The following is a 17,799-nucleotide window of genomic DNA, read 5'->3' as shown; positions in this document are numbered from 1 at the left end:
CAGCTGTTTAGCGGCAGCTAGTTAACGGCAGCTATGCAGTGGCAGCTATGCAGTGGCAGCTATGCAGTGGCAGCACATAGCCAGCAGCATCTACAAGACGCCGACAGGGAGTGCCCGCACCGGTGAAACAGACAACATGATCAATCAAAACAATGATGTCTTGATCAAGAATGCTTCTGACCGCAATCAGAATTACTGCCAAGAACTTGCAATATCAATAGAAAAAACGGGCACTCAACAAAGCACGAATGCACCCATTTGATACAGGAACAGCACAAAGGTGCATTTCGCTACGTGCGGATGTTGAGCTTGAATCCACACGCATTCGTTTGCACAAGTAGACAACTTGCACTGAATCCAGCTCGATGGATCTGCCGGAACAATGTCATTACGGATGCCGCAGAGCCCAGGCAGCTGCATTACAGAACTGGTGCATGGGTCAACTCTCCAAACTCACTCTTCAGGGGCGAGAAAATGATGCCCGAGCTCTAACCCAAGAGCATCTGGAGACCTTGATCAAAATCGATGTCAGCTCAATCATGTGGATGCAGATCAAGAAAGTTAGCTAAAATGCACGCAACAGATTGCCCATAAAACAAAAAACACCGGGGTATAAAATATTTGCTTGATTTGACTAACTTTTTCAAAATAATTGACTGAACCGTCCTGATCCAGCTTTTCCTTGTTCAGGCAATTCTGAATAGAGATTGAGTGTGCATGCTCAAAACTGATCTGACCTGATCGGCAAGATTACACAGGTAAAATTTATGTAAGCAATGCTCCAACTTCAGGCTGAAGCATTGCATACACAGCACTAAGGCAACAGTAACCCAATCAAAAAAAAAAAAAGATCGTCGTCACGGGGAATGTGAAGACAATCCTTTATCGATTAGAACGAGAACGTCACACCAGTGCCGATGTGGTGATTCCATCCCTTGCCACCCTCAGAACCCCAATCTTCTGAGCTGTACACAGGTTCCCAATGAGCGAAAAGCGCAATGGTGTCTGTGATCGGATATTCAAGCTCAAGCTCACCACCCCAGTCGGTGCGTGATGAAAGGCCTGAATAACTACCCGGCACGTAGAAACGAGGACCACCGGAAAGTGTGATGTTCAGCAGGTCAACATTGAAGCCAAAACCTGGCCAGACATCGGTGTAGTTACCGATATAGGTGCTATCTGACTCCCAGCCAGTGCGATTTTCAACGGAGATGAATACGCCGTCGATCACATCTTCCAATCCGTCACCGAGCGCAAAGTTGACATCACCATCACCGAAGGCGTAGGTGACATTCACACCGACTTCATTCTTCAGACCTTCCCCGAATTCTTCACCGGGACCTGTCACGTAGTAAGGCATCCAAGCGACCTGGAAAGCCAATTGTTCATTGGGTTGATACCGAGCCGCTAAGTAGCCCCTGACATCCGTGCGTTTGAAAGGCGCACCTGATCCATGCGCATGGCCATGGTGATCATCATGGCCATCATGATCATCGTGGTCGTCGTGGTCGTCGTGGCCATGATCATCATGGTCGTCATGATCATCGTGGTCGTCATGGTCGTCATGGCCATGATCATCATGCTCGTCATGATCATCGTGATCATCGTGGTCGTCATGGTCATCGTGATCATCGTGATCATCGTGATCATCGTGATCATCGTGATCATCATGCTCGTCATGATCATCGTGGTCGTCGTGGCCATGATCATCGTGATCGTCATGGTCGTCGCCGTGAGCATGCACGACTCCATAGAAGTGTTCCGCCTCCCCATAAACAACAGAAGGTCCAATGGAACCTTCAATGGCAAAGACACCATTGTTGGGCAGTCCCCATTCGAAGACATAACCAAACTGACCATCAATGGCGTAATGCTCAGGCTTGCCATCGAGGTTGGTCTCCATCCCACCATGCCCCTCAATGGTGATTACAGGAGTGACGCGGAATTCACCCTCGGGCACTTGTTCACCACCACCATGTCCGCCATGCGCATGAACCCCACGGATTGCAGAATCACCGGCCAGCAACAAGGCAAGCCCCGCAGCGGCATTCAGAAACGAAAGACGAGAAAAGATCATTGGATCAGAAAATCAGAAAAGTGTGCAGATAAATCAGCGAATTGAGGCCCAACGCTGCTGAAGCTGAGCTGCACTGTTTTCATCACAACGTCCGCCCTGGGCAACAACGAACGTGCAGATGTTGCCGGTTGCTGTTTGAACAAGACTTTTGCCTGGAGCCTGTCCATCAGCAAACAAGGGCTTGCTTGCCAGTGGCACGCCACTGGCCTTGCTGATCCGGCGCATCGTTTTGGACGGGGGCAATGCCTCGGGGAATATCACCTTGGTTCCTGACTTCTTGATCGCCTTGCTGATGGCACTCAGGCTGGAGGGGCGCATCCGCCCTCCAGTGGCGTATTCATCAACAACAGGAAGTTCGCGAATGCCGAACCGACGTGCCAAGAAGGAATAGGCGCGGTGTCCTGTAATCAGAACCCGCTGCTCAGCGGGCACTGTCTTGATCTGCTGACCCGTCCAGGTTCCCAGCGAACCAAGCACTGAATCCATGGCAGCCCTGCGTTGATCAATGGCTGCGTCCTGCGTTCCGTTGAAAACAGGCTTGAGCTTGGCCGCAACCGCATTGGTCATGGATGCGGCAATCGCCGGGTCATGCCAAAGATGCGGGTCATTCAAGGGATTGCTGGGAACAGCAATTTCACCAACGGAGACCACCGGTCCACCGGCTTTGACGCCCTTGAGAGGGGGTGTGAGGTTGTAACCGTTCAGCAGCACAAGCTTGGCTTTGCTGAGATTGCTTCGATCAGCAGGCCTGAGGGCCATGGTGTGTGGGTCTGCCCCCGGCGGGATCAGGCAAATCACTCGGGCCTGATCAGCCACCAGCTTCTTGGTGATGTCGCAAAGAACGCCGTCAACTGCAACAACCGTTGGGGCTGAAGATGCAGCGGCTAGCAGTGTTCCTGCTGCTGCCGTGACGAGGGGGAAAGGCAAAGTGCGACAAAATATCTCAGGAAATGATAATCATTCTCACCGACTGTGCAAGTCATGTCGCGTCAGCAAATCGCAGTCTCGGGATACAAAGCAAAACCATGCAGACAACGCCGATCAGGGGGCCAGGAGGCAAGTTGAGAACAACAGCAACAAGGAAGCCCACGCCACTAAGGGCCAAGCCCACCAGCGACGACTGAAGCATCGCGGCACGCAGACTGCTGACTCGACAGAGACCCGGAAGCACCGGTGCGCACAGCAAGCCAATTACCAGAATCACTCCAACTGCAGACATCGCGCTGACGATCACCATGGAGGTGACCAGCGCCTGAACCAACTGCAGGCTCCTGACCGGCAAGCCTGAAGCCTCAGCACCCTCTGGATCAACACCCAGAAAGACAAGCTGTCGATAGCGGGTCAGCAGCAACAACGCCATCGCGGCGGCAGCCACAAGCACTTTGTAGAAGTCTGACCAGTCCACAATCAGCAAATCGCCAAACAAAAGGGCCTCCAGATCAAGGCGAATGTTGAGCACCGGAATCAAAAGCACACCGAGGCCGAGAAAACCTGCAAGAACCGTGTTGATCACAGCTTCCTGGCCAGCCGGTTGCCCACGCTGCATGCGCTCAGCCGCCAGTGATCCCAGCAGACCGCTGATCACACCGCCGATGGCTGGGTCCACGCCGAATCCCACCGCGATGGCGACGCCCGGGAGAACGGCATGGGAAATCAGATTGGCCTGCAGCACTCGTCTCTGCGTCACCAGCAACGTGCCGGTGACAGGACAAAGCACCCCAATAAGCAGCGACATCAGCAATGGCACCAGCCACAGATCGAGTTCACTCATGGCTGTGCTCCAGGCGGTCAGGCCGGCTACTGAGCTTGTGGCGCACCTGCTGCGGTGGTCCATCCGCCAGAACACGACCATCGAGCACAATCACTCGGTCATAGAGATCAAGAGCCGCTCCCCAGTCGTGGTTGCTCACCAACAGGGTGTGCCCTGAATCAGCCAGTTGACGCATCAGGGAAAGCAGCTTCTCTCGAGACGGCGGATCAATAGCAGCGCAAGGTTCATCCAGCAACAGAACCCGAGACGGCTGCACCAGCGTTCTGGCCAGTAATGCCCGTTGCTGCTGACCTCCCGATAACGCATCCAAGCGGCGGGTGGCCAGTGTTTCCAGGCCGACACGCTGCAGTGCCGCCTCCCTATCGCAGCAACCAAAGGAATGGTGACCGATCTCCCCGAGTGCGACGAACTCACGCACCGTGATGGGAAAAGACCAGTCAATCCTGCCCCGCTGCGGCATCAGCACCACCCGGTCACGACAACTCTGAATCGGCATCCCATCGCAGGCGACATTGCCAGCGGAGGGGATCAACCGGCCTTGCAGCACATGCAGCAAAGTGGACTTGCCGGTGCCGTTGGCGCCCACCAATGCCGACAGCGTTCCGGCTTCCAGCGTCAGCGACACATCATCAACAACGACATGGTCGCCATAGGCGACAGACAGGCCTTGCGCGACGAGGGGAGGCACCCTCATGGGCTGAGAACGATTATCAGTCAAGTTATCGAGAGGGGTCCGAAAAGTCAGTCAATACGCCTCCCGCCGGTAGCCAACGCGCCAGCACCGCGGGTTGCTCGAGCACCTCAAGACCGAGGCTGCTTCCAGAAATCAGAGCAATCCGACCATGATCCGCAGCTGGCTTCTGAACCACCGTGAGCAATTGATCACTGACCGGGTCGTAATCGAGTTCCGACCCCGAGCTCAATCGCCATGGCCCCAGGGAGCGTCGACGAATCTCCTGACCCTCGCTGTCGAGCTGCAAGAGCACATCCTCGGTGCGCAGTCCGGCTTCACGCAGCACCAGCCAGAGACGATCACCACCGTTATCGCAGGCCGCCGCCATCACCCCGGCTTCACCCAACCAGACCTGCTGTGGAGGCCGAGCCGGAATCACCAGCTCGAGGGATCGGCGGTAGTCAGGCCAATGACGCACAAGCAGAGCGCGCCCGGAGCCGGAGCAGAAGGCCTTCACCTCCCGACTTCCCGGAAGCGACTGTCGTGATCCTCCATCCAGGGAAGGATTCAGGGGCAACAACTCCAGACCGTCAAAGGAGGGCAACACCAGTCCGTTGCCGTCGGGAAGCAAACGCAGAGGACCGCTGGGCTTCAAGTCGAGAAGCCGTGGCTCTTTGCCTTCAGACTGAATCCAAACACGATCACTATCTGGCTCAAACCCTCCGAGCTGAACCAGCAATTCACCAAGTTGATTGCTGCTTAGATGAGCAAACAAGAGAGATCCCGAGTCTCCAGACTCCAGCGTTTCAAGGCTGCCCAGCGCCGGATCCGTAAGACCTTGCTCGCGGATGCTCAGAGCATGCTGATCCAGTTGACGCAACAGCACCCGTTGCCGTGCCTCACTGTCATCACTGACCAATGCGACCCCGGTGCCATTCCCCAGTGGTTCAATCTGCAGGATGCGTTGCTGCACAGGCGCAAGCGATTGCCATCGTCCATCTCGCAAGCGCAGCTTCAATCGTTCTCCATCCTCGCTAGGCACCACCGCAAGCAGGTGCGGCCTGGGGTTCCACCAGACCACCTGGCTTTTCAGGGGCAACTGCCGCAGATCCTCACCAAGCAGTTCCAGGCGAAGCGGTCCCGCAATGGGTTGGCCAGAGTCCACCAGAAGCCGTAGTCGATCCTGTCGCCCAAACCAGCTGTGAGGAAGATCCGGAACTAATGAACTGGCTGCGACAGTGGAGCGATCCATCGGCCTGCTGAAGATGACATCCAGCGCAGCGGCTCCGGAACGAAGCGGCTGAATGGCAACGGACTGAAGCCAAGGTGGTCGTCGCAGCAGGATCTGCTGTTGCACAACAGCCAGTCCAACCAGAGCCGCAAGACACCCGAGCAACAGCCGAGGCCGTGACGATGAAGCCGGCATGGTCATGGTTCGAGCGGCCGCTCAGGCCTTGGAATCAGTGTCAGCTTGGTGGGTTTCACCACACTGACCGGCACCCCATTGCGCTCCTGAACAGTCATCGTTCCCTCGATCTCAAACCATTGATCCACCCTCGGATCGGCTTCAGCCGGCCAGTCCACTGGCAGGCCTGCTGGCGTGGCATCCGCGAGGCAACAACGCACGGTCAAGCGGGCCAGCTGCAATGGTTCTCCCGGTCGATCCAGCACAAAACCGCTGATCCGCACAGGATCTCCAGCGTGCAACTCCGGGTCAGGCTGACTGCGAAGCAACCGAACCCACTCCGTCAGGGTGCGCTGCTCCGGAGGCAGGAAAAAGCTCAAAGTGGGTGCCGCCGGAAGACTGTCCGGACGGTTCGCGGCCAGGTCGCTGAACGATGGTTGTGGAGGCAGAAACAGGATCAACAACGCCACAACTGCGGACGACAGCCAGCCGAGAGGAGCAACTGGCACGCGACGCCGACCAGCCAACCGCAGCTGCATCAGTCCAACCAGCATCAGGACCACACCGGCAACGGCGACCACTGGGTGAAAGGCCGCATTCAGCAGCAGATCCAACCTGGACGAAAGAGTGCTCCATACCAACACCCAACCCCAGAGTGTGAGCACCAGAGGGGGGAGAACAGCAGCCCGACGGAGGTGACGCAGAGATCTCATCGGAGCGGCCACCACATCAGAGCTGAATCAGGTTCACCCACTGGCCAATCAACAGAACCATCAGTGATGCAGACAGCGCTGTAATTGCAATTGCTCGCGGAGTGAGCAAAACGGTGAACAATCCAACCAGTTTGAGATCAACCACCGGCCCCAGCAACAGGAAAGCCAGCAAAGCTCCTGGGGTGACCTGGGCAGCAAAGCCGAGTGCCAGAAAAGCATCCACGCTGGAACACACCGAGACCACGAGCGCCAGCAACATCAGCGCCAACACCGAGAGTGTCGGCGCACTGCCAAGCGCCAGCAGCAAGCTGCGTGGCAGCCAGGTCTGCACCACGGCAGCCAGAGCACTTCCGAGCACCAGCAGTGTGAGCAGGCTGAGGAATTCCCGGGTGCTGTGGGAAAGAAGTTCACGCGGCAGAAAAGCCGAGGGTCGGGCTTTCATTGCAGACTTGGCAGGGCCTGATCCGACCATCCCTATTCGACGCTCCAACAGCCCGATGCTGGACAGGGGCTGACTGAGCCTGCGCTCCTCCAGCAGTGCCCCCTCAAGCAAACGGGATTCAGGAATCAGCCCAAGCAAGGCGCTTAAAGCAAGAGCAATTAAAAAAGCCCCTGCAGGCCTGGCCCAAAGCAACCAGGTCTTATCGGGAAATGCCGCCCAGGTACTGGCCAGAACAATGGGGTTGAGAACGGGCGCAGCGAAGAGAAAACCAAATCCCGTACCCAGCGGGGCTCCGCTGGCCAAGAGGCGACGTGCCACAGGCACGTTGCCACATTCGCAGGCTGGAAGTGCAAACCCAAGTAATGCCCCCACGACCGGTGCAAGCAGGGGATTCCGTGGCAAACGACGGACCCAGGCTGACTGGGGAACCAGCCAGCGGGCGAGGCCGGCAATGGTGACACCCAGCATCAAAAAGGGAAGTGCCTCGATCAACAGACCTTGGAAGATGGCCCAGGCTGTGGCAAGACGCGTCATTCAGCCCAGGGCAGTTCAGGCACAACCTTGATGAATCCGCAAATCAACGTAGGGATCATCAGCAGCAATGTCGACACCATTCAGCTTGGCGAGCGCACGACAGCTGCACAACAGACAGCGTTGTACATCAGCACTAACGTCTGAGCAGAGATGTCGTCTTAGAAGTCATGGTGCGACGCTCGCTGCGACGGCTGCTGCATCTTCTGATTGCAACCGTAGTGCTCTGGTCGCCAGGACAAACCATGGCCTGCATCCCTGGCTTGCAGTGGGGCATGGACAGCTCAACCGTTGAACAGCGTCTGGAGATTTCTCTGGGAACAGCCCGTTCTCTGGAAGTGGATTCGTCGGCCATTTATCGCGTCAGCAACCAGCACATCGGTGAACTCCCCGTTGAACAACTGGATCTGCGCTTCGGTAACCAAGGATTAGAACAGCTGGTGTACAGCCTTCCCAGTGATGACATGACGGAGGTGCTAGCAGGGCTCAGAACCCGTTACGGGTCTCCCGTCAGCACCACAATCAATGACACCGATCAGATCCCTCAACAGATCTGGATTTGGAACACAGAAGAAGACTGCATCACTGCAGTCAGAGCCGAGGATCAGAGATTTCTGCTCAGTTACCGACCAAGTCGCCTCAGACCATCACAGCTTTGAGAGCCTGAGGCAGCAATGGCAATCAGTGAGCACCGTGTCCATGGGATGAACAAGGCATCCATTGATTGCCCATCTTGTGAGCTCCCGAGCAATTGAAGCCTGGGGCAGCGGCCTCAGCTTCAGCCTTTGTGCTGAAGATGGATTTCATGCCCTGGGCCGTGCTGGTTGAATCACCAGAGAGAAGGGTACCGGTGTGATCATCGCCAGGGACATGGTGGGCCCGGGCCGATTGTGCTCCCACGAGAGTGAGTGCGGCCAATGCGGCCAGGGAACCCCGAACGACGGATCGGTTGGAGAGGAGCATCAGGCTGGACAACGCAGATGTGTTTCGCCCATTCTCCAACATCAGCCCAGCCAATGGAAACCCTTTACGAACTAGCGCGCATCAAATGGTGCTGATGAGTGATGCAGCACGATGCGAACCGAACCATCTAATTGGCGAAGAAAGGTCCAGGTCTTCTCAGGTGCAGCGGTCTGGCCCTGCGAGTCGGTGAGGATAATTTGCCCCATGGCATTGGCTGTGCTGCCCAACAGCTGCACCACATAGTCCTCGACCTCACATTTGACCCAATGGCGGTAAGTCGCGAATCCCAGCTTCTTGTCCCTGAACTTGGGGATTGTGGGATCCGGACCCACGAAATAAGCCAATGCACCCTCACGCGTGGTGCGGATTGTGTCGGGTCCTGTGGCATAGGTGGGCTTGAACGCCACAGGCCCATAGTCGAAGGCGTATGCGCCATCAATGACAGCCGCCGCCTTGGCTTTTGCTGCGTCGTAGCCACTGTTCTGATAGGCGGCACTGATAGCCAGCAGACCATCGCACCACCCTTTTTGCATCTGAAGAACTTCAGCCTCAGTAATGGCAGTACTGAAGACATGAACAGCTGGACTGGCCTGAACCTGTGCACACATCAAAGATGAGGCCGCCAAAGCGGCAGCAGCAGCTGAGGAACGGTGCATCACAGACATAGAAAAGATCCTTGCTTAGCTCTGGTTAGCTAAAGCACTGGAATGCGTAAACGATCAGACAGAAACCTATGACGAGGGGCGGCAGAAGATTCCGTGACGCGGCGCCAGCAGAAATGCCAGCAAGAAAAGGCCGGTCTGAACAAGAACGATGCAGCCAGCTGTTGAACTATCGGTCCAATAACTGAAATAAACCCCCAGAAGACTAGACATCACACTGCTGCCGATGGCCAGCCAGGTCATGCGATCAAAGCGATCTGTGAGCAGGTAGGCCGTGGCTCCAGGTGTCACCAACATCGCCACCACAAGGATGATGCCAACGGTCTGTAAGCCGGCGACCGCAGCAAGCGACAGCACCGACAGCAAGAGGTAGTGGAGAAAACCGGTGTTGATGCCAATCGAGCGAGCGTGGGTGGGATCGAAGCAGAACAACAGCAGATCACGTCGGAACAGCAGCAGCAGCGCCACAACGACAAGGCAAATCATCCAGGTCTGCTGGATATCGGCCGCGGAGATCCCCAGCACGTTGCCAAACAGGATCTGGGTGAGATCAATATTGCTGCGCGTCTTCGACACCAGCACAAGCCCGAGAGCGAAGAAGCCTGTGAACACGAGGCCGATCACTGTGTCTTCCTTGATTCGCGACTTCTGCTTCACGAATCCGATGGTGGCCACCGAGCCCACACCAAATACAAAGGCTCCCAGGGAAAAAGGCAAACCCAAGGCGTAGGCCAGCACGACTCCCGGAAGAACGGCATGGGACACGGCATCACCCATCAGGGCCCAGCCTTTGAGTGTCATGTAACAGGAGAGCAGCCCGCAGACTCCACCAACGAGGGCACTGATCATCAACGCGCGCACCATGAAGTCATGACGCAAGGGTTCCAGAAGAAAGTCAGGCAAAGTTGCGCTCCTTCTGATCCGAATGCTGTTTCAAAACAAAGGTGTTCAAGCAGTCCACGGCGCTCATTGCGTTTGCTCCTCAGCAATCGATGACCAGCCAATCCCTGTCATACCAAATACAACACCAGCCAAGAAGAAAGGGGTCTCAGGTTGCTGTCGATCCCAAAAGCAACAGCTGTTACGAAAAACAAGCCAAGGCCCTCGAACATCAACTGGAGACTTGATGCCGCTACTTCCAGCCAAAACGATCCGATCCAGCGATTGATCAACTTTGGCAGTGAGGCACAACACGTCTGTCCCGAACACAGCCGACTGCCAACCAGATGCAGCAGGGGCAGCAGCCGAAGCCGCAGACCAACGAAAGCCAAGCGGGGTATCGCTTCAGCCCTGGCTCGCAGATACCAGGAAGTCGTCATCAATCATTGCCAACGAATGAGCATTAACTGCAGTTACCAACCAATAGCGAGCACAATGATTAGCGCACTGGAACCCATCAGATCGGACCAAACAAACCTGAAAAAGTATTGATATATATTAAAAAGTAAAGAAGACTAGAAGCCAAAGACGACACAGCTTTGACGCTGCTACAAAAAGCACAAGATCACCAATTCCGCTCAAGCAGGTCCAACTTGATCAAAGCTGAATCCGACAAAATCTGGAACCTCTTATCGAACGAGGCAGAGATCAAACGCGTTGCCACTGGATTCATATTTACTGAAGGCCCAATATGGAATCCAAGTGAACATCACCTTCTATTTTCCGATGTTCCAGCAAATATTTGCCGCAAATTGACCCTAGATGGCCAGATCAGCGAAGTAAGAAATCCCTCACAAAAATCAAATGGCCTAACCTACGATAAAAATTTAAATCTGCTGGCCTGCGAGCACCTTAGCTCTTCGCTAGTCCTTATCGACCAGGATGGAAAGCGCGATATATTAGCCTCCAGCTTTGAAGGGAAAGAATTAAATAGCCCTAATGATTTATGCGTTAGACAGGACGGATCAATTTATTTCACCGATCCCCCATACGGACGCATGCCTGGATTCGGCAAAGAGCGCGAACAAGACTTGGGTTTTCAAGGGGTGTTCCGACTAACTCCCAGTCAAGAGCTTCAGCTTGCAGTGGAGCCAGATGCCTACAGAACACCAAACGGTCTTTGCTTCTCCCCAGACGAATCATTGCTGTACATCAATGATTCAAGTCAAGCACTCATCGACGTCTATAACGTCAATCCCGACGGGGGCCTTTCTGGACGAAGATGTTTCGCAAAGAACATTGGTAATGGCCAACTCGAACAGGGAATACCCGATGGAATGAAATGCGATGAACATGGCAATATTTGGGTTTCGGGACCCGGGGGAATCTGGATTTTCGACGACCAAGGAGAACTTCTGGGGATCATTGAGACCCCTGAGAATGTTGGCAACTTTCATTGGGGAGGCACAGATTGGCGAACACTCTTCATTGCAGCAAACACTTCCATCTATACCCTAAGAACCAAGACGCTACCTCACGCAGAACCTTTTATGAAAGTTCTATAGAAGATTCAAATTAAATTCAGAACATGCCCAAGCGGTCGACGGACAGCCAACACCAACAACAGATGAGACATGAAGCGCAATGAATCGATAACACCAAAGAGCTGAGAGCGCTGACTAATAGCAATCACATAAGACAACAATCAAATACCTATCACAACCCTTCCTTCAATCAACAAACAAAGCTATCAAATAAAAGAAAAGAATCAAAATGTTCATAGCCCATACAGATGCAACTTGCGCAAAGACGAGCCTGTTTGTACTTCGCAAATAGGGAAGTCTTAGGGATATATTGAGGACGAGCAGAAAAGAAAACATGACCAGCGCCAGGTGTGGGCGAGTCCTGCTGACGAAAGCAAGTTCATACGCATGGACTACCAGCGGGAAAAAAGGCACAAAGCTAATCACTGCTCCTAACTTGAATAGTTTCTCCTCTTGGCGTTTAGTCAGCATCTAATTAATTTTCCTAATTAAATTGAAAGCCCGACTCCTTGAAGTACTGGCCCAAGCGTTTGGTCTTAAACCATAATTTATCTACACCTTGCGAGCATGGCCTCCAAGTTTTTTGCACTGATTGCAAAAGCTCCCAGGAACTAGCAGAACTCTTCAAAGCCATTGATCGTTTTGTTCACGCGGCTCGCATCGTTCTGTAGCGGAATGATGTGATGGGATTTGAACCAGCACTGACCAGAGGTGGCATCGAACACTGCCTGCGGATCAGGTGCGGGGAGTGGTTACTTAGGTCGCTACGAACCCCGCAACACATCAGGTGGAAGACCGCCGAATGCCAGCGACAGATTTTCTGGGGTAAAAACCTCCGATGTTTCTCCATAGGCCAGCACGGTCTTATTGATCAGCACCACCAGATCACAGAAATCACGCACATGGCTGAGGTCATGGGTCGAGATCAGGATCGAACACGCCTGGTTGCGCAATTGCAGAAACAATTCCGCCATGAGCTTCTCGGTGCGTACATCAACGCCGTTGAAGGGCTCATCGAGCAGAAGCACAGATGCTCTCTGGGCAATCGCCCTGGCCAGAAATGCTCGCTTGCGCTGACCACCAGAGAGGGCAGAAAGGGGCCGATCTCTCAGATCCAGCAGTTCAACCCGCTCGAGGGCATTACGCACCGCCAGGCGATCGGACTGACGAGGGATGCGCAGCAGGTTCATCGAGCCATAGCGGCCCATCATCACGACATCCCAGACAGAAACAGGGAAATCACAGTCGATGCCCTCGCTCTGGGGCACGTAAGCCACAGCCTGCTCCCTCTGGGCTTCAGCCACGTTGAGACCGTTGATGCGGATTCGTCCTCGGGACGGACGCACAAAGCCAGTGAGTGCCTTGAACAGTGTGGTTTTGCCAGCTCCGTTCATCCCCACCATTCCGCAAATGCAACCAGCAGGCAGCGTCAGCGATGCGTCGTAAAGAGCGACAGAGCCGTTGTAGTCAACGCAGAGTTGTTCAGCTGCGATCCGAATCGTCATGGCTTTGGATCGGCGGCGGAACCCAGCCCAGCTCGAATGAGTTTCACATTGTGGCGCTGCAGATCAAGCAGGGTGGCTGCAGGACCGTTGCTATCCGACAAGGAATCAACATAAAAGCTACCACCGAAACGACTGCCAGCAGCTCTGGCAACCTCGCGCTGAGCCTTGTCGCTAACTGTGGTTTCACAGAAAACTGCTGGCACCTGATCACGCTTCACCCGTTCGATCAATCGGCCCATACGACGTGGGGAAATCTGACTTTCAGCGTTGACGGGCCACAGATAAGCCTCTTCAAGGTCGTAATCGCGCGCCAGATAACTGAAAGCTCCTTCACAGGTCACCAGCAGGCGCTGACCGGCTGGCAGCAGCTTCAATGCATTGCGCAGTTCCACATCCAGTTTCTGAAGACGGCCTTTGTAGAGCTCCGCATTGGCCTCGTACTGCTGGGCACCCTCAGGATCAAGCGCCGAAAAAGCCTCAACCAAGCGGTCAACGTACTGCTGGGCTGCCTTGGGAGACATCCAGGCATGCGGATTGGGGCGACCGGCATAGGCATCCCCAGCTATCAGCAGCGGTTCAATGTCATCGGTGAGCGTCACGGTGGGCACATCACCAGCGGCTTCAGTGAAACGTTTTGCCCAGAGCTCAAGACCCAGGCCATTTTCAACAATCAGATCGGCACCTGCAGCCCGCTCGATATCGCTGGGAGTGAATTCATAACCATGAATCTCGGCACCGGGCTTGGTGATGGACTCCACCTGCAGCCTGTCGCCAGCGACATTGCGAGCCATGTCAGCGAGGATCGTGAACGTGGTCAGCACCTTGGGGCGACGGTCTTTGGCCGAAGGATCCTCAACAACACTGTCCTGGGAGAGATCGCCCGCCCCGGGAGAGCCCAGCCGTGTCGGACTACCGCAGGCAGTTGTGAAGAAGAGGAAACCAATCCAGACTGCGGTAAGAGGCAAGCCTCGCTTCAACAAACGGCGATCACCATCACGCGATATCGATGTTTCCATTTTAGGGAATGACATCAACTCTCAGGACCTCACCCAGACATCGCCCGCCTCCCGTTCGTGAAAACTGCGGATTTGCCCAGGCATCAACAGACCTGCAAGCCGACTGAACAAGCTGAGCCAGCGAGCATCGGTGATCAGAGCAACTCGTTCAACATGGAGACCGTGATCAATGCTCAGGTGCAAATCATCGAGAGCAGCTCTTGGTTCCCAGCCCCTCAGTTCGCGAGCGTCCAACACAAGACGGAGGCGATCGCTGGTCTGCTCATCAATGGCAGCCTGTAGCTGCGGAATCAGCGACACATAGTCGTTATGAGTGAGCCGTCCACAGGCCGACACAGTAATCACCGGAACAGGTGCAAGCTCGACGGCCTCAAGAGTGAAGCCATGCAGAGCAGAAACTGTCATGTGCATCAACTACATCTGATTTGGTGCTAGCGGATCTGATCAAACAAACGCATGCAATGGAGGTGAGGATGCCCCAACCCGGAAGTGATCATTCTTCGAAGTCATGATCATGCTTGTTCATTGCTTCCACAATCAAATCGTGAATCATCAGCTTCACTTCCATATTGCTGTGATGCACAACAAGACGTTGAATTGCGTAATACACGATCAACATCACCGGCAGTATCAGAACACAGATGATCTCAAACATGGTGGCCTGGAATACATATCAGCAGAGATGAACCGTCTGGGTGAAGGCTTCAACCAACATGATGACTCAGATCAATCTCTCCAGCCGCAGACCGCGCCGGCTTTACTGGTCATCCAACAACGGCTCGACATTCAACGCCACATGTAGTGGCACCCGCCCAAAGCGATGCAAGCGACGGGCGAAATGTCATCGTTCAAGTCAGCAGACTCGTCTACTAACACCAGATATGGGGCTTGCGCAATGGCATACACCAGACCTATTGGTAGATGGGTGAACGGGAGGCAGTCATGGCTGCGATATCCCCGTTCAAGGGCCGGGTGTTGGGGACTTCAATCACCGGCATCAGCGTCCCCGATCGTTGATCGGGGATTTTTTTTGGCGTCTGCAGCGTTCAGAGCAGTAGCGCACCTCATCCCAGACATCTTTCCATTTCTTGCGCCACTGAAACGGCCTGCCGCAAACTGAACAGATTTTTGTAGGGCGATCGCGCGGGCGTACACCAGAAGCACCGCTGGACGGCTCAGTTCGAGGTCTACCCATCAGTGATCACGAGCGTAAACACTCCAAGACAAACTAGAAATTAAGCCAATCGTCGATCATTCCGAGACGCTGGTGAAACCAATTTCTAATCAGATCAGAACAGCTTTTGCGACACGGCGAAGATCATCGGCGACATCAAAGACACAAGAAATGATCAAACGCAAAACACTCAGGAGTTAATTCTTTAGAAAAAATAAATACTTATTTGAGTTTTAAGAAGCTCCCGACCCCTGCACCAGCAATGGTCATAGTTTGAACACATTCGGTTTCTGGCGTGACATGGCCCTTCAACATTCGGCTCCCTCCTGCTTCATGCATTGGAGTGTGCAGCGCGTCACCAACAACCTGTTTTCGGTGTCAGCAACCAGCGATGGCCGTGATTACACCCACGTAGGCAATTACCGATCTGTGGAAGATGCCAACCGGGCTGGTCGACACTTTGTTTCAGTCAGAGCACATGAACAAGGACACAACACCCACGACAGAGCAGACGTTGATGCCCATCAGCAAGGCAGCCTGACCAGCAGCGCTCTCCATAGCTAATCAATGGATTGATCTAATCCATCAACCATGACCCTTGACGATCAATGTGTCTCGATCTATCCCTACTTCCGCGTTCCTGCTGAACGCGAACAAGAGGTGATGGAACTGTGCAAACAGTTCGTCGATCGTTCAAACCAGGAACCTCTCTGTCTTTACTACGGATTTACCAAAGCAGGAGAGATGCTTCATTGCCGCGAAGGCTACCGAGGTGCGGCAGGTGCCTTGGCTCATCTGGAGAATGTTGGTGAGCTGCTGCAACAAATTCTGCAAATCTGCGAACTCACCAAGCTCGAAGTGCATGGTCTACCCGATGAGCTTGAGAAACTGAGACCAGCACTGACAGCCTTGCCAGTAGTTTTCTTTGAATTGCAGATGGGATTCCGACGCTGAAAATAAAGAGAAGCGTCCTTAAATTTTGACAGGACTGTCTAAGCTGACCTCGATAAGCTAGGTACCAGACCCGACTTCTCCATCGCGTCATGGCTAGCTCGATAATTGAAGACAAGAGAATAGTTAGGGTGTGGCTGCATAGCCAATACTGTGACTTTTACGAAAGCAAAACGCAAGTAAAGGACCCAAAGAGACTACTCAACCAGACAAAATCTGCTGGATCAAGTTTTAAAGTGATTTCGAAGAGAACATACCTAAGACCTTGACGGTCATTACTTTCTGCAAACAATATCGATTTGACTTTCCCACATGTCCATCGCTAGGGGAACAACTTGTTGCATTCCATGCTTTTTAGCATCTTTCATTACTGATTTTTGCAGTTCAGATTGAGACATCCACTGGGAACCATGCTTTGAAATTTCCGAATCGTCCACCATCTGCACTTCCCGATTTGAACAATCAACTAAAGCAAGAACTTTATTGGAATCCATCATCATCGGAATCTTTTTGATGTTTTTTTGATTTCGACCAAAGCACCCAACTAATCCGGTTGTCAACAGAACAATCAGAACACTGTTTGAAATAGTTTTGAAATACATCGTATTTTGTTTAAAAGAAGTTACCGACTGGATTTGATCAGGATTTCAGATCCACAGCTTAGCGACGGTGAGGCCAGGGATCTCACTATTCATCCCGAGTAGCTGTATTCCGTCAGATCTAAGCGAAAGTGCATCGACTGAAAAACCTCCAAGGCCCCCAGCTACAACAATGGAACTGGCAACGCATGAGCCAAAACCGACTCCTACGCTGAATAGACCGAGGAGTCCTACAGTCCTATGCTCAATTCATCGATTTCAGCCGGTGAAAAAGCATAACTCAATCGATTAATAATAACGAAGTCATTGAGATCAAAGCTATAACTTAATTCCGGACCCGAATCTCAATCAGTGTTATAAATGATAAAAATCTAAAAAATTTTTCGCTAACTCTATTGATTCTCCAAATATCAACATCCTCGCAATTCCTATCTGAAGCGGGTCAACCCGCCTTGAGAGAGCTGATCAATGGCGCGCCAAGACTTGACAGAACAATAGTGTCAGCCGATTTCCGAGGGGCACTCTGGTATGGCGAGGTCTCGTTCCTGTGTAACCCGTTGTTGAAGCTCACTAAAGCGTTCATCTTTGTCTGGAACAGAAAACCAGCGACGCCTTCCACCCACAACAATGAAGTCCCTGGGCCTGGTGCGCTCTTCGTTGGCCATGAGTTTGGCTCCCTTCCTAACAGAAGCAGGCATACGCCTTTAACAACTGAGAACCTAACGAAAACTTGATTTCGATGAAGGTCGATTCAGCGCATGTTCATCTGAGTTTAAGGTTTCAGTAAGATTCGAGTCACAATCAAACGCGTGCACCATTAGCCATTGCAGTTGGACGACTTCTGCTCAACTGAGTTCAACCGTGTCAAATATTGGTGAATGATTGATCGGTTTA

24 protein-coding genes are annotated in these 17,799 nt (G+C 53.4%); 7 read left to right on the top strand and 17 right to left on the bottom strand.

Annotated features, from left to right (window positions below; genetic code table 11):
- The first annotated feature begins 61 nt into the window (after positions 1-61).
- Both DXY31_RS16340 and DXY31_RS03160 read left to right on the top strand, forming a co-directional pair.
- Complete coding sequence (locus DXY31_RS16340; RefSeq protein ID WP_137024876.1) at positions 62-262, top strand: hypothetical protein; 201 nt, start codon at positions 62-64, stop codon at positions 260-262.
- A gap of 103 nt (positions 263-365) precedes the next feature.
- Positions 366-569 carry a hypothetical protein gene (locus DXY31_RS03160; RefSeq protein WP_114992056.1) on the top strand — a complete coding sequence of 68 codons (204 nt, stop codon included), beginning with the start codon at positions 366-368 and terminating at the stop codon, positions 567-569.
- A 320-nt stretch (positions 570-889) separates the two neighbouring features.
- Here DXY31_RS03160 and DXY31_RS03155 read toward each other — a convergent pair whose 3' ends face one another.
- The 7 genes from DXY31_RS03155 to DXY31_RS03125 are packed head-to-tail and all read right to left on the bottom strand — an operon-like array spanning position 890 to position 7,615.
- Positions 890-2,077 carry a hypothetical protein gene (locus DXY31_RS03155; protein ID WP_114992053.1) on the bottom strand — a complete coding sequence of 396 codons (1,188 nt, stop codon included), beginning with the start codon at positions 2,075-2,077 and terminating at the stop codon, positions 890-892.
- A gap of 33 nt (positions 2,078-2,110) precedes the next feature.
- Positions 2,111-3,004: a metal ABC transporter substrate-binding protein gene (locus tag DXY31_RS03150; RefSeq protein WP_114992050.1), complete on the bottom strand. Its 894-nt coding sequence runs from the start codon at positions 3,002-3,004 to the stop codon at positions 2,111-2,113.
- 52 nt (positions 3,005-3,056) lie between these two features.
- A complete protein-coding gene (locus DXY31_RS03145) occupies positions 3,057-3,848 on the bottom strand; it encodes a metal ABC transporter permease (protein WP_114992048.1) in 792 nt (263 codons plus the stop codon).
- The gene (locus DXY31_RS03140) at positions 3,841-4,542 is read right to left on the bottom strand and encodes a metal ABC transporter ATP-binding protein (protein ID WP_170953519.1); all 702 of its coding nucleotides are present in this window, start codon (positions 4,540-4,542) and stop codon (positions 3,841-3,843) included. Before DXY31_RS03140 ends, DXY31_RS03145 begins: the two co-directional genes overlap by 8 nt.
- Before the next feature lie 25 nt (positions 4,543-4,567).
- Positions 4,568-5,953 (bottom strand): hypothetical protein, encoded by a 1,386-nt coding sequence (locus tag DXY31_RS03135; RefSeq protein WP_114992045.1) that lies wholly within the window; start codon positions 5,951-5,953, stop codon positions 4,568-4,570.
- Complete coding sequence (locus DXY31_RS03130) at positions 5,950-6,639, bottom strand: TIGR03943 family protein (RefSeq protein WP_114992117.1); 690 nt, start codon at positions 6,637-6,639, stop codon at positions 5,950-5,952. The genes DXY31_RS03135 and DXY31_RS03130 overlap by 4 nt, the downstream gene beginning before the upstream one ends.
- A gap of 16 nt (positions 6,640-6,655) precedes the next feature.
- Positions 6,656-7,615, bottom strand: a complete 960-nt coding sequence (locus tag DXY31_RS03125) for a permease (protein WP_114992043.1) — start codon at positions 7,613-7,615, stop codon at positions 6,656-6,658.
- 167 nt (positions 7,616-7,782) lie between these two features.
- Between DXY31_RS03125 and DXY31_RS03120 the strand changes: the two genes are divergently transcribed.
- Positions 7,783-8,271: a hypothetical protein gene (locus tag DXY31_RS03120; RefSeq protein WP_114992041.1), complete on the top strand. Its 489-nt coding sequence runs from the start codon at positions 7,783-7,785 to the stop codon at positions 8,269-8,271.
- A 22-nt stretch (positions 8,272-8,293) separates the two neighbouring features.
- Here DXY31_RS03120 and DXY31_RS03115 read toward each other — a convergent pair whose 3' ends face one another.
- The 4 genes from DXY31_RS03115 to DXY31_RS03100 form a co-directional block, all read right to left on the bottom strand.
- Positions 8,294-8,587 carry a DUF3721 domain-containing protein gene (locus DXY31_RS03115; RefSeq protein WP_244279494.1) on the bottom strand — a complete coding sequence of 98 codons (294 nt, stop codon included), beginning with the start codon at positions 8,585-8,587 and terminating at the stop codon, positions 8,294-8,296.
- 59 nt (positions 8,588-8,646) lie between these two features.
- Positions 8,647-9,231, bottom strand: a complete 585-nt coding sequence (locus tag DXY31_RS03110) for a hypothetical protein (RefSeq protein WP_244279492.1) — start codon at positions 9,229-9,231, stop codon at positions 8,647-8,649.
- A gap of 75 nt (positions 9,232-9,306) precedes the next feature.
- Positions 9,307-10,101 (bottom strand): metal ABC transporter permease, encoded by a 795-nt coding sequence (locus tag DXY31_RS03105; RefSeq protein WP_114992115.1) that lies wholly within the window; start codon positions 10,099-10,101, stop codon positions 9,307-9,309.
- 146 nt (positions 10,102-10,247) lie between these two features.
- Positions 10,248-10,556, bottom strand: coding sequence for a hypothetical protein (locus tag DXY31_RS03100; protein WP_114992037.1), 309 nt, complete (start codon positions 10,554-10,556; stop codon positions 10,248-10,250).
- Positions 10,557-10,769: 213 nt separating this feature from the next.
- Between DXY31_RS03100 and DXY31_RS03095 the strand changes: the two genes are divergently transcribed.
- Positions 10,770-11,681 carry an SMP-30/gluconolactonase/LRE family protein gene (locus tag DXY31_RS03095; protein ID WP_114992035.1) on the top strand — a complete coding sequence of 304 codons (912 nt, stop codon included), beginning with the start codon at positions 10,770-10,772 and terminating at the stop codon, positions 11,679-11,681.
- Between the two features lie 743 nt (positions 11,682-12,424).
- Here the strand turns inward: DXY31_RS03095 and DXY31_RS03085 are convergent.
- The 3 genes from DXY31_RS03085 to DXY31_RS03075 are packed head-to-tail and all read right to left on the bottom strand — an operon-like array spanning position 12,425 to position 14,586.
- Positions 12,425-13,159 (bottom strand): metal ABC transporter ATP-binding protein, encoded by a 735-nt coding sequence (locus DXY31_RS03085; protein WP_114992113.1) that lies wholly within the window; start codon positions 13,157-13,159, stop codon positions 12,425-12,427.
- Positions 13,160-13,161: 2 nt separating this feature from the next.
- The gene (locus DXY31_RS03080; RefSeq protein WP_244279490.1) at positions 13,162-14,196 is read right to left on the bottom strand and encodes a metal ABC transporter substrate-binding protein; all 1,035 of its coding nucleotides are present in this window, start codon (positions 14,194-14,196) and stop codon (positions 13,162-13,164) included.
- 6 nt (positions 14,197-14,202) lie between these two features.
- Entirely contained in the window at positions 14,203-14,586 is a 384-nt protein-coding gene (locus DXY31_RS03075; RefSeq protein ID WP_114992111.1) for an STAS/SEC14 domain-containing protein, read from the bottom strand.
- Positions 14,587-14,689: 103 nt separating this feature from the next.
- Here DXY31_RS03075 and DXY31_RS16710 point away from each other — a divergent pair, with 103 nt between their 5' ends.
- A complete protein-coding gene (locus tag DXY31_RS16710) occupies positions 14,690-14,983 on the top strand; it encodes a hypothetical protein (RefSeq protein WP_170953516.1) in 294 nt (97 codons plus the stop codon).
- 195 nt (positions 14,984-15,178) lie between these two features.
- Here DXY31_RS16710 and DXY31_RS03070 read toward each other — a convergent pair whose 3' ends face one another.
- A complete protein-coding gene (locus tag DXY31_RS03070) occupies positions 15,179-15,376 on the bottom strand; it encodes a DUF2256 domain-containing protein (RefSeq protein WP_114992029.1) in 198 nt (65 codons plus the stop codon).
- A gap of 279 nt (positions 15,377-15,655) precedes the next feature.
- Here DXY31_RS03070 and DXY31_RS03065 point away from each other — a divergent pair, with 279 nt between their 5' ends.
- Positions 15,656-15,919 (top strand): hypothetical protein, encoded by a 264-nt coding sequence (locus tag DXY31_RS03065; RefSeq protein ID WP_114992027.1) that lies wholly within the window; start codon positions 15,656-15,658, stop codon positions 15,917-15,919.
- Between the two features lie 27 nt (positions 15,920-15,946).
- A complete protein-coding gene (locus tag DXY31_RS03060; RefSeq protein WP_114992025.1) occupies positions 15,947-16,309 on the top strand; it encodes a putative quinol monooxygenase in 363 nt (120 codons plus the stop codon).
- A 272-nt stretch (positions 16,310-16,581) separates the two neighbouring features.
- On the opposite strand, the gene DXY31_RS03055 is transcribed toward DXY31_RS03060, so the two are convergent.
- Together DXY31_RS03055 and DXY31_RS16705 are read right to left on the bottom strand one after the other, a co-directional pair.
- The gene (locus tag DXY31_RS03055) at positions 16,582-16,866 is read right to left on the bottom strand and encodes a hypothetical protein (RefSeq protein ID WP_137024875.1); all 285 of its coding nucleotides are present in this window, start codon (positions 16,864-16,866) and stop codon (positions 16,582-16,584) included.
- A gap of 539 nt (positions 16,867-17,405) precedes the next feature.
- A complete protein-coding gene (locus DXY31_RS16705; RefSeq protein ID WP_170953515.1) occupies positions 17,406-17,570 on the bottom strand; it encodes a hypothetical protein in 165 nt (54 codons plus the stop codon).
- Positions 17,571-17,799 lie beyond the last annotated feature (229 nt).

Source organism: Synechococcus sp. UW179A (assembly GCF_900473965.1).
In the GTDB taxonomy this organism is placed as follows: domain Bacteria; phylum Cyanobacteriota; class Cyanobacteriia; order PCC-6307; family Cyanobiaceae; genus Synechococcus_C.
This window is presented reverse-complemented; position numbering and strand designations above follow the sequence as displayed.

Excerpts from the sequence above, each read along its gene's own strand:
- DXY31_RS16340 (WP_137024876.1), top strand. The coding sequence starts at position 62 with ATGCAGTGGCAGCACATAGCCAGCAGCATCTACAAGACGCCGACAGGG.
- DXY31_RS03160 (WP_114992056.1), top strand. The coding sequence starts at position 366 with ATGGATCTGCCGGAACAATGTCATTACGGATGCCGCAGAGCCCAGGCA.
- DXY31_RS03155 (WP_114992053.1), bottom strand. The coding sequence starts at position 2,077 with ATGATCTTTTCTCGTCTTTCGTTTCTGAATGCCGCTGCGGGGCTTGCC.
- DXY31_RS03145 (WP_114992048.1), bottom strand. The coding sequence starts at position 3,848 with ATGAGTGAACTCGATCTGTGGCTGGTGCCATTGCTGATGTCGCTGCTT.
- DXY31_RS03140 (WP_170953519.1), bottom strand. The coding sequence starts at position 4,542 with ATGAGGGTGCCTCCCCTCGTCGCGCAAGGCCTGTCTGTCGCCTATGGC.
- DXY31_RS03135 (WP_114992045.1), bottom strand. The coding sequence starts at position 5,953 with ATGACCATGCCGGCTTCATCGTCACGGCCTCGGCTGTTGCTCGGGTGT.
- DXY31_RS03130 (WP_114992117.1), bottom strand. The coding sequence starts at position 6,639 with ATGAGATCTCTGCGTCACCTCCGTCGGGCTGCTGTTCTCCCCCCTCTG.
- DXY31_RS03125 (WP_114992043.1), bottom strand. The coding sequence starts at position 7,615 with ATGACGCGTCTTGCCACAGCCTGGGCCATCTTCCAAGGTCTGTTGATC.
- DXY31_RS03120 (WP_114992041.1), top strand. The coding sequence starts at position 7,783 with ATGGTGCGACGCTCGCTGCGACGGCTGCTGCATCTTCTGATTGCAACC.
- DXY31_RS03110 (WP_244279492.1), bottom strand. The coding sequence starts at position 9,231 with ATGCACCGTTCCTCAGCTGCTGCTGCCGCTTTGGCGGCCTCATCTTTG.
- DXY31_RS03105 (WP_114992115.1), bottom strand. The coding sequence starts at position 10,101 with ATGGTGCGCGCGTTGATGATCAGTGCCCTCGTTGGTGGAGTCTGCGGG.
- DXY31_RS03100 (WP_114992037.1), bottom strand. The coding sequence starts at position 10,556 with ATGACGACTTCCTGGTATCTGCGAGCCAGGGCTGAAGCGATACCCCGC.
- DXY31_RS03080 (WP_244279490.1), bottom strand. The coding sequence starts at position 14,196 with ATGTCATTCCCTAAAATGGAAACATCGATATCGCGTGATGGTGATCGC.
- DXY31_RS03075 (WP_114992111.1), bottom strand. The coding sequence starts at position 14,586 with ATGACAGTTTCTGCTCTGCATGGCTTCACTCTTGAGGCCGTCGAGCTT.
- DXY31_RS16710 (WP_170953516.1), top strand. The coding sequence starts at position 14,690 with ATGATCATGCTTGTTCATTGCTTCCACAATCAAATCGTGAATCATCAG.
- DXY31_RS03070 (WP_114992029.1), bottom strand. The coding sequence starts at position 15,376 with ATGGGTAGACCTCGAACTGAGCCGTCCAGCGGTGCTTCTGGTGTACGC.
- DXY31_RS03065 (WP_114992027.1), top strand. The coding sequence starts at position 15,656 with ATGGCCCTTCAACATTCGGCTCCCTCCTGCTTCATGCATTGGAGTGTG.
- DXY31_RS03060 (WP_114992025.1), top strand. The coding sequence starts at position 15,947 with ATGACCCTTGACGATCAATGTGTCTCGATCTATCCCTACTTCCGCGTT.
- DXY31_RS16705 (WP_170953515.1), bottom strand. The coding sequence starts at position 17,570 with ATGGCCAACGAAGAGCGCACCAGGCCCAGGGACTTCATTGTTGTGGGT.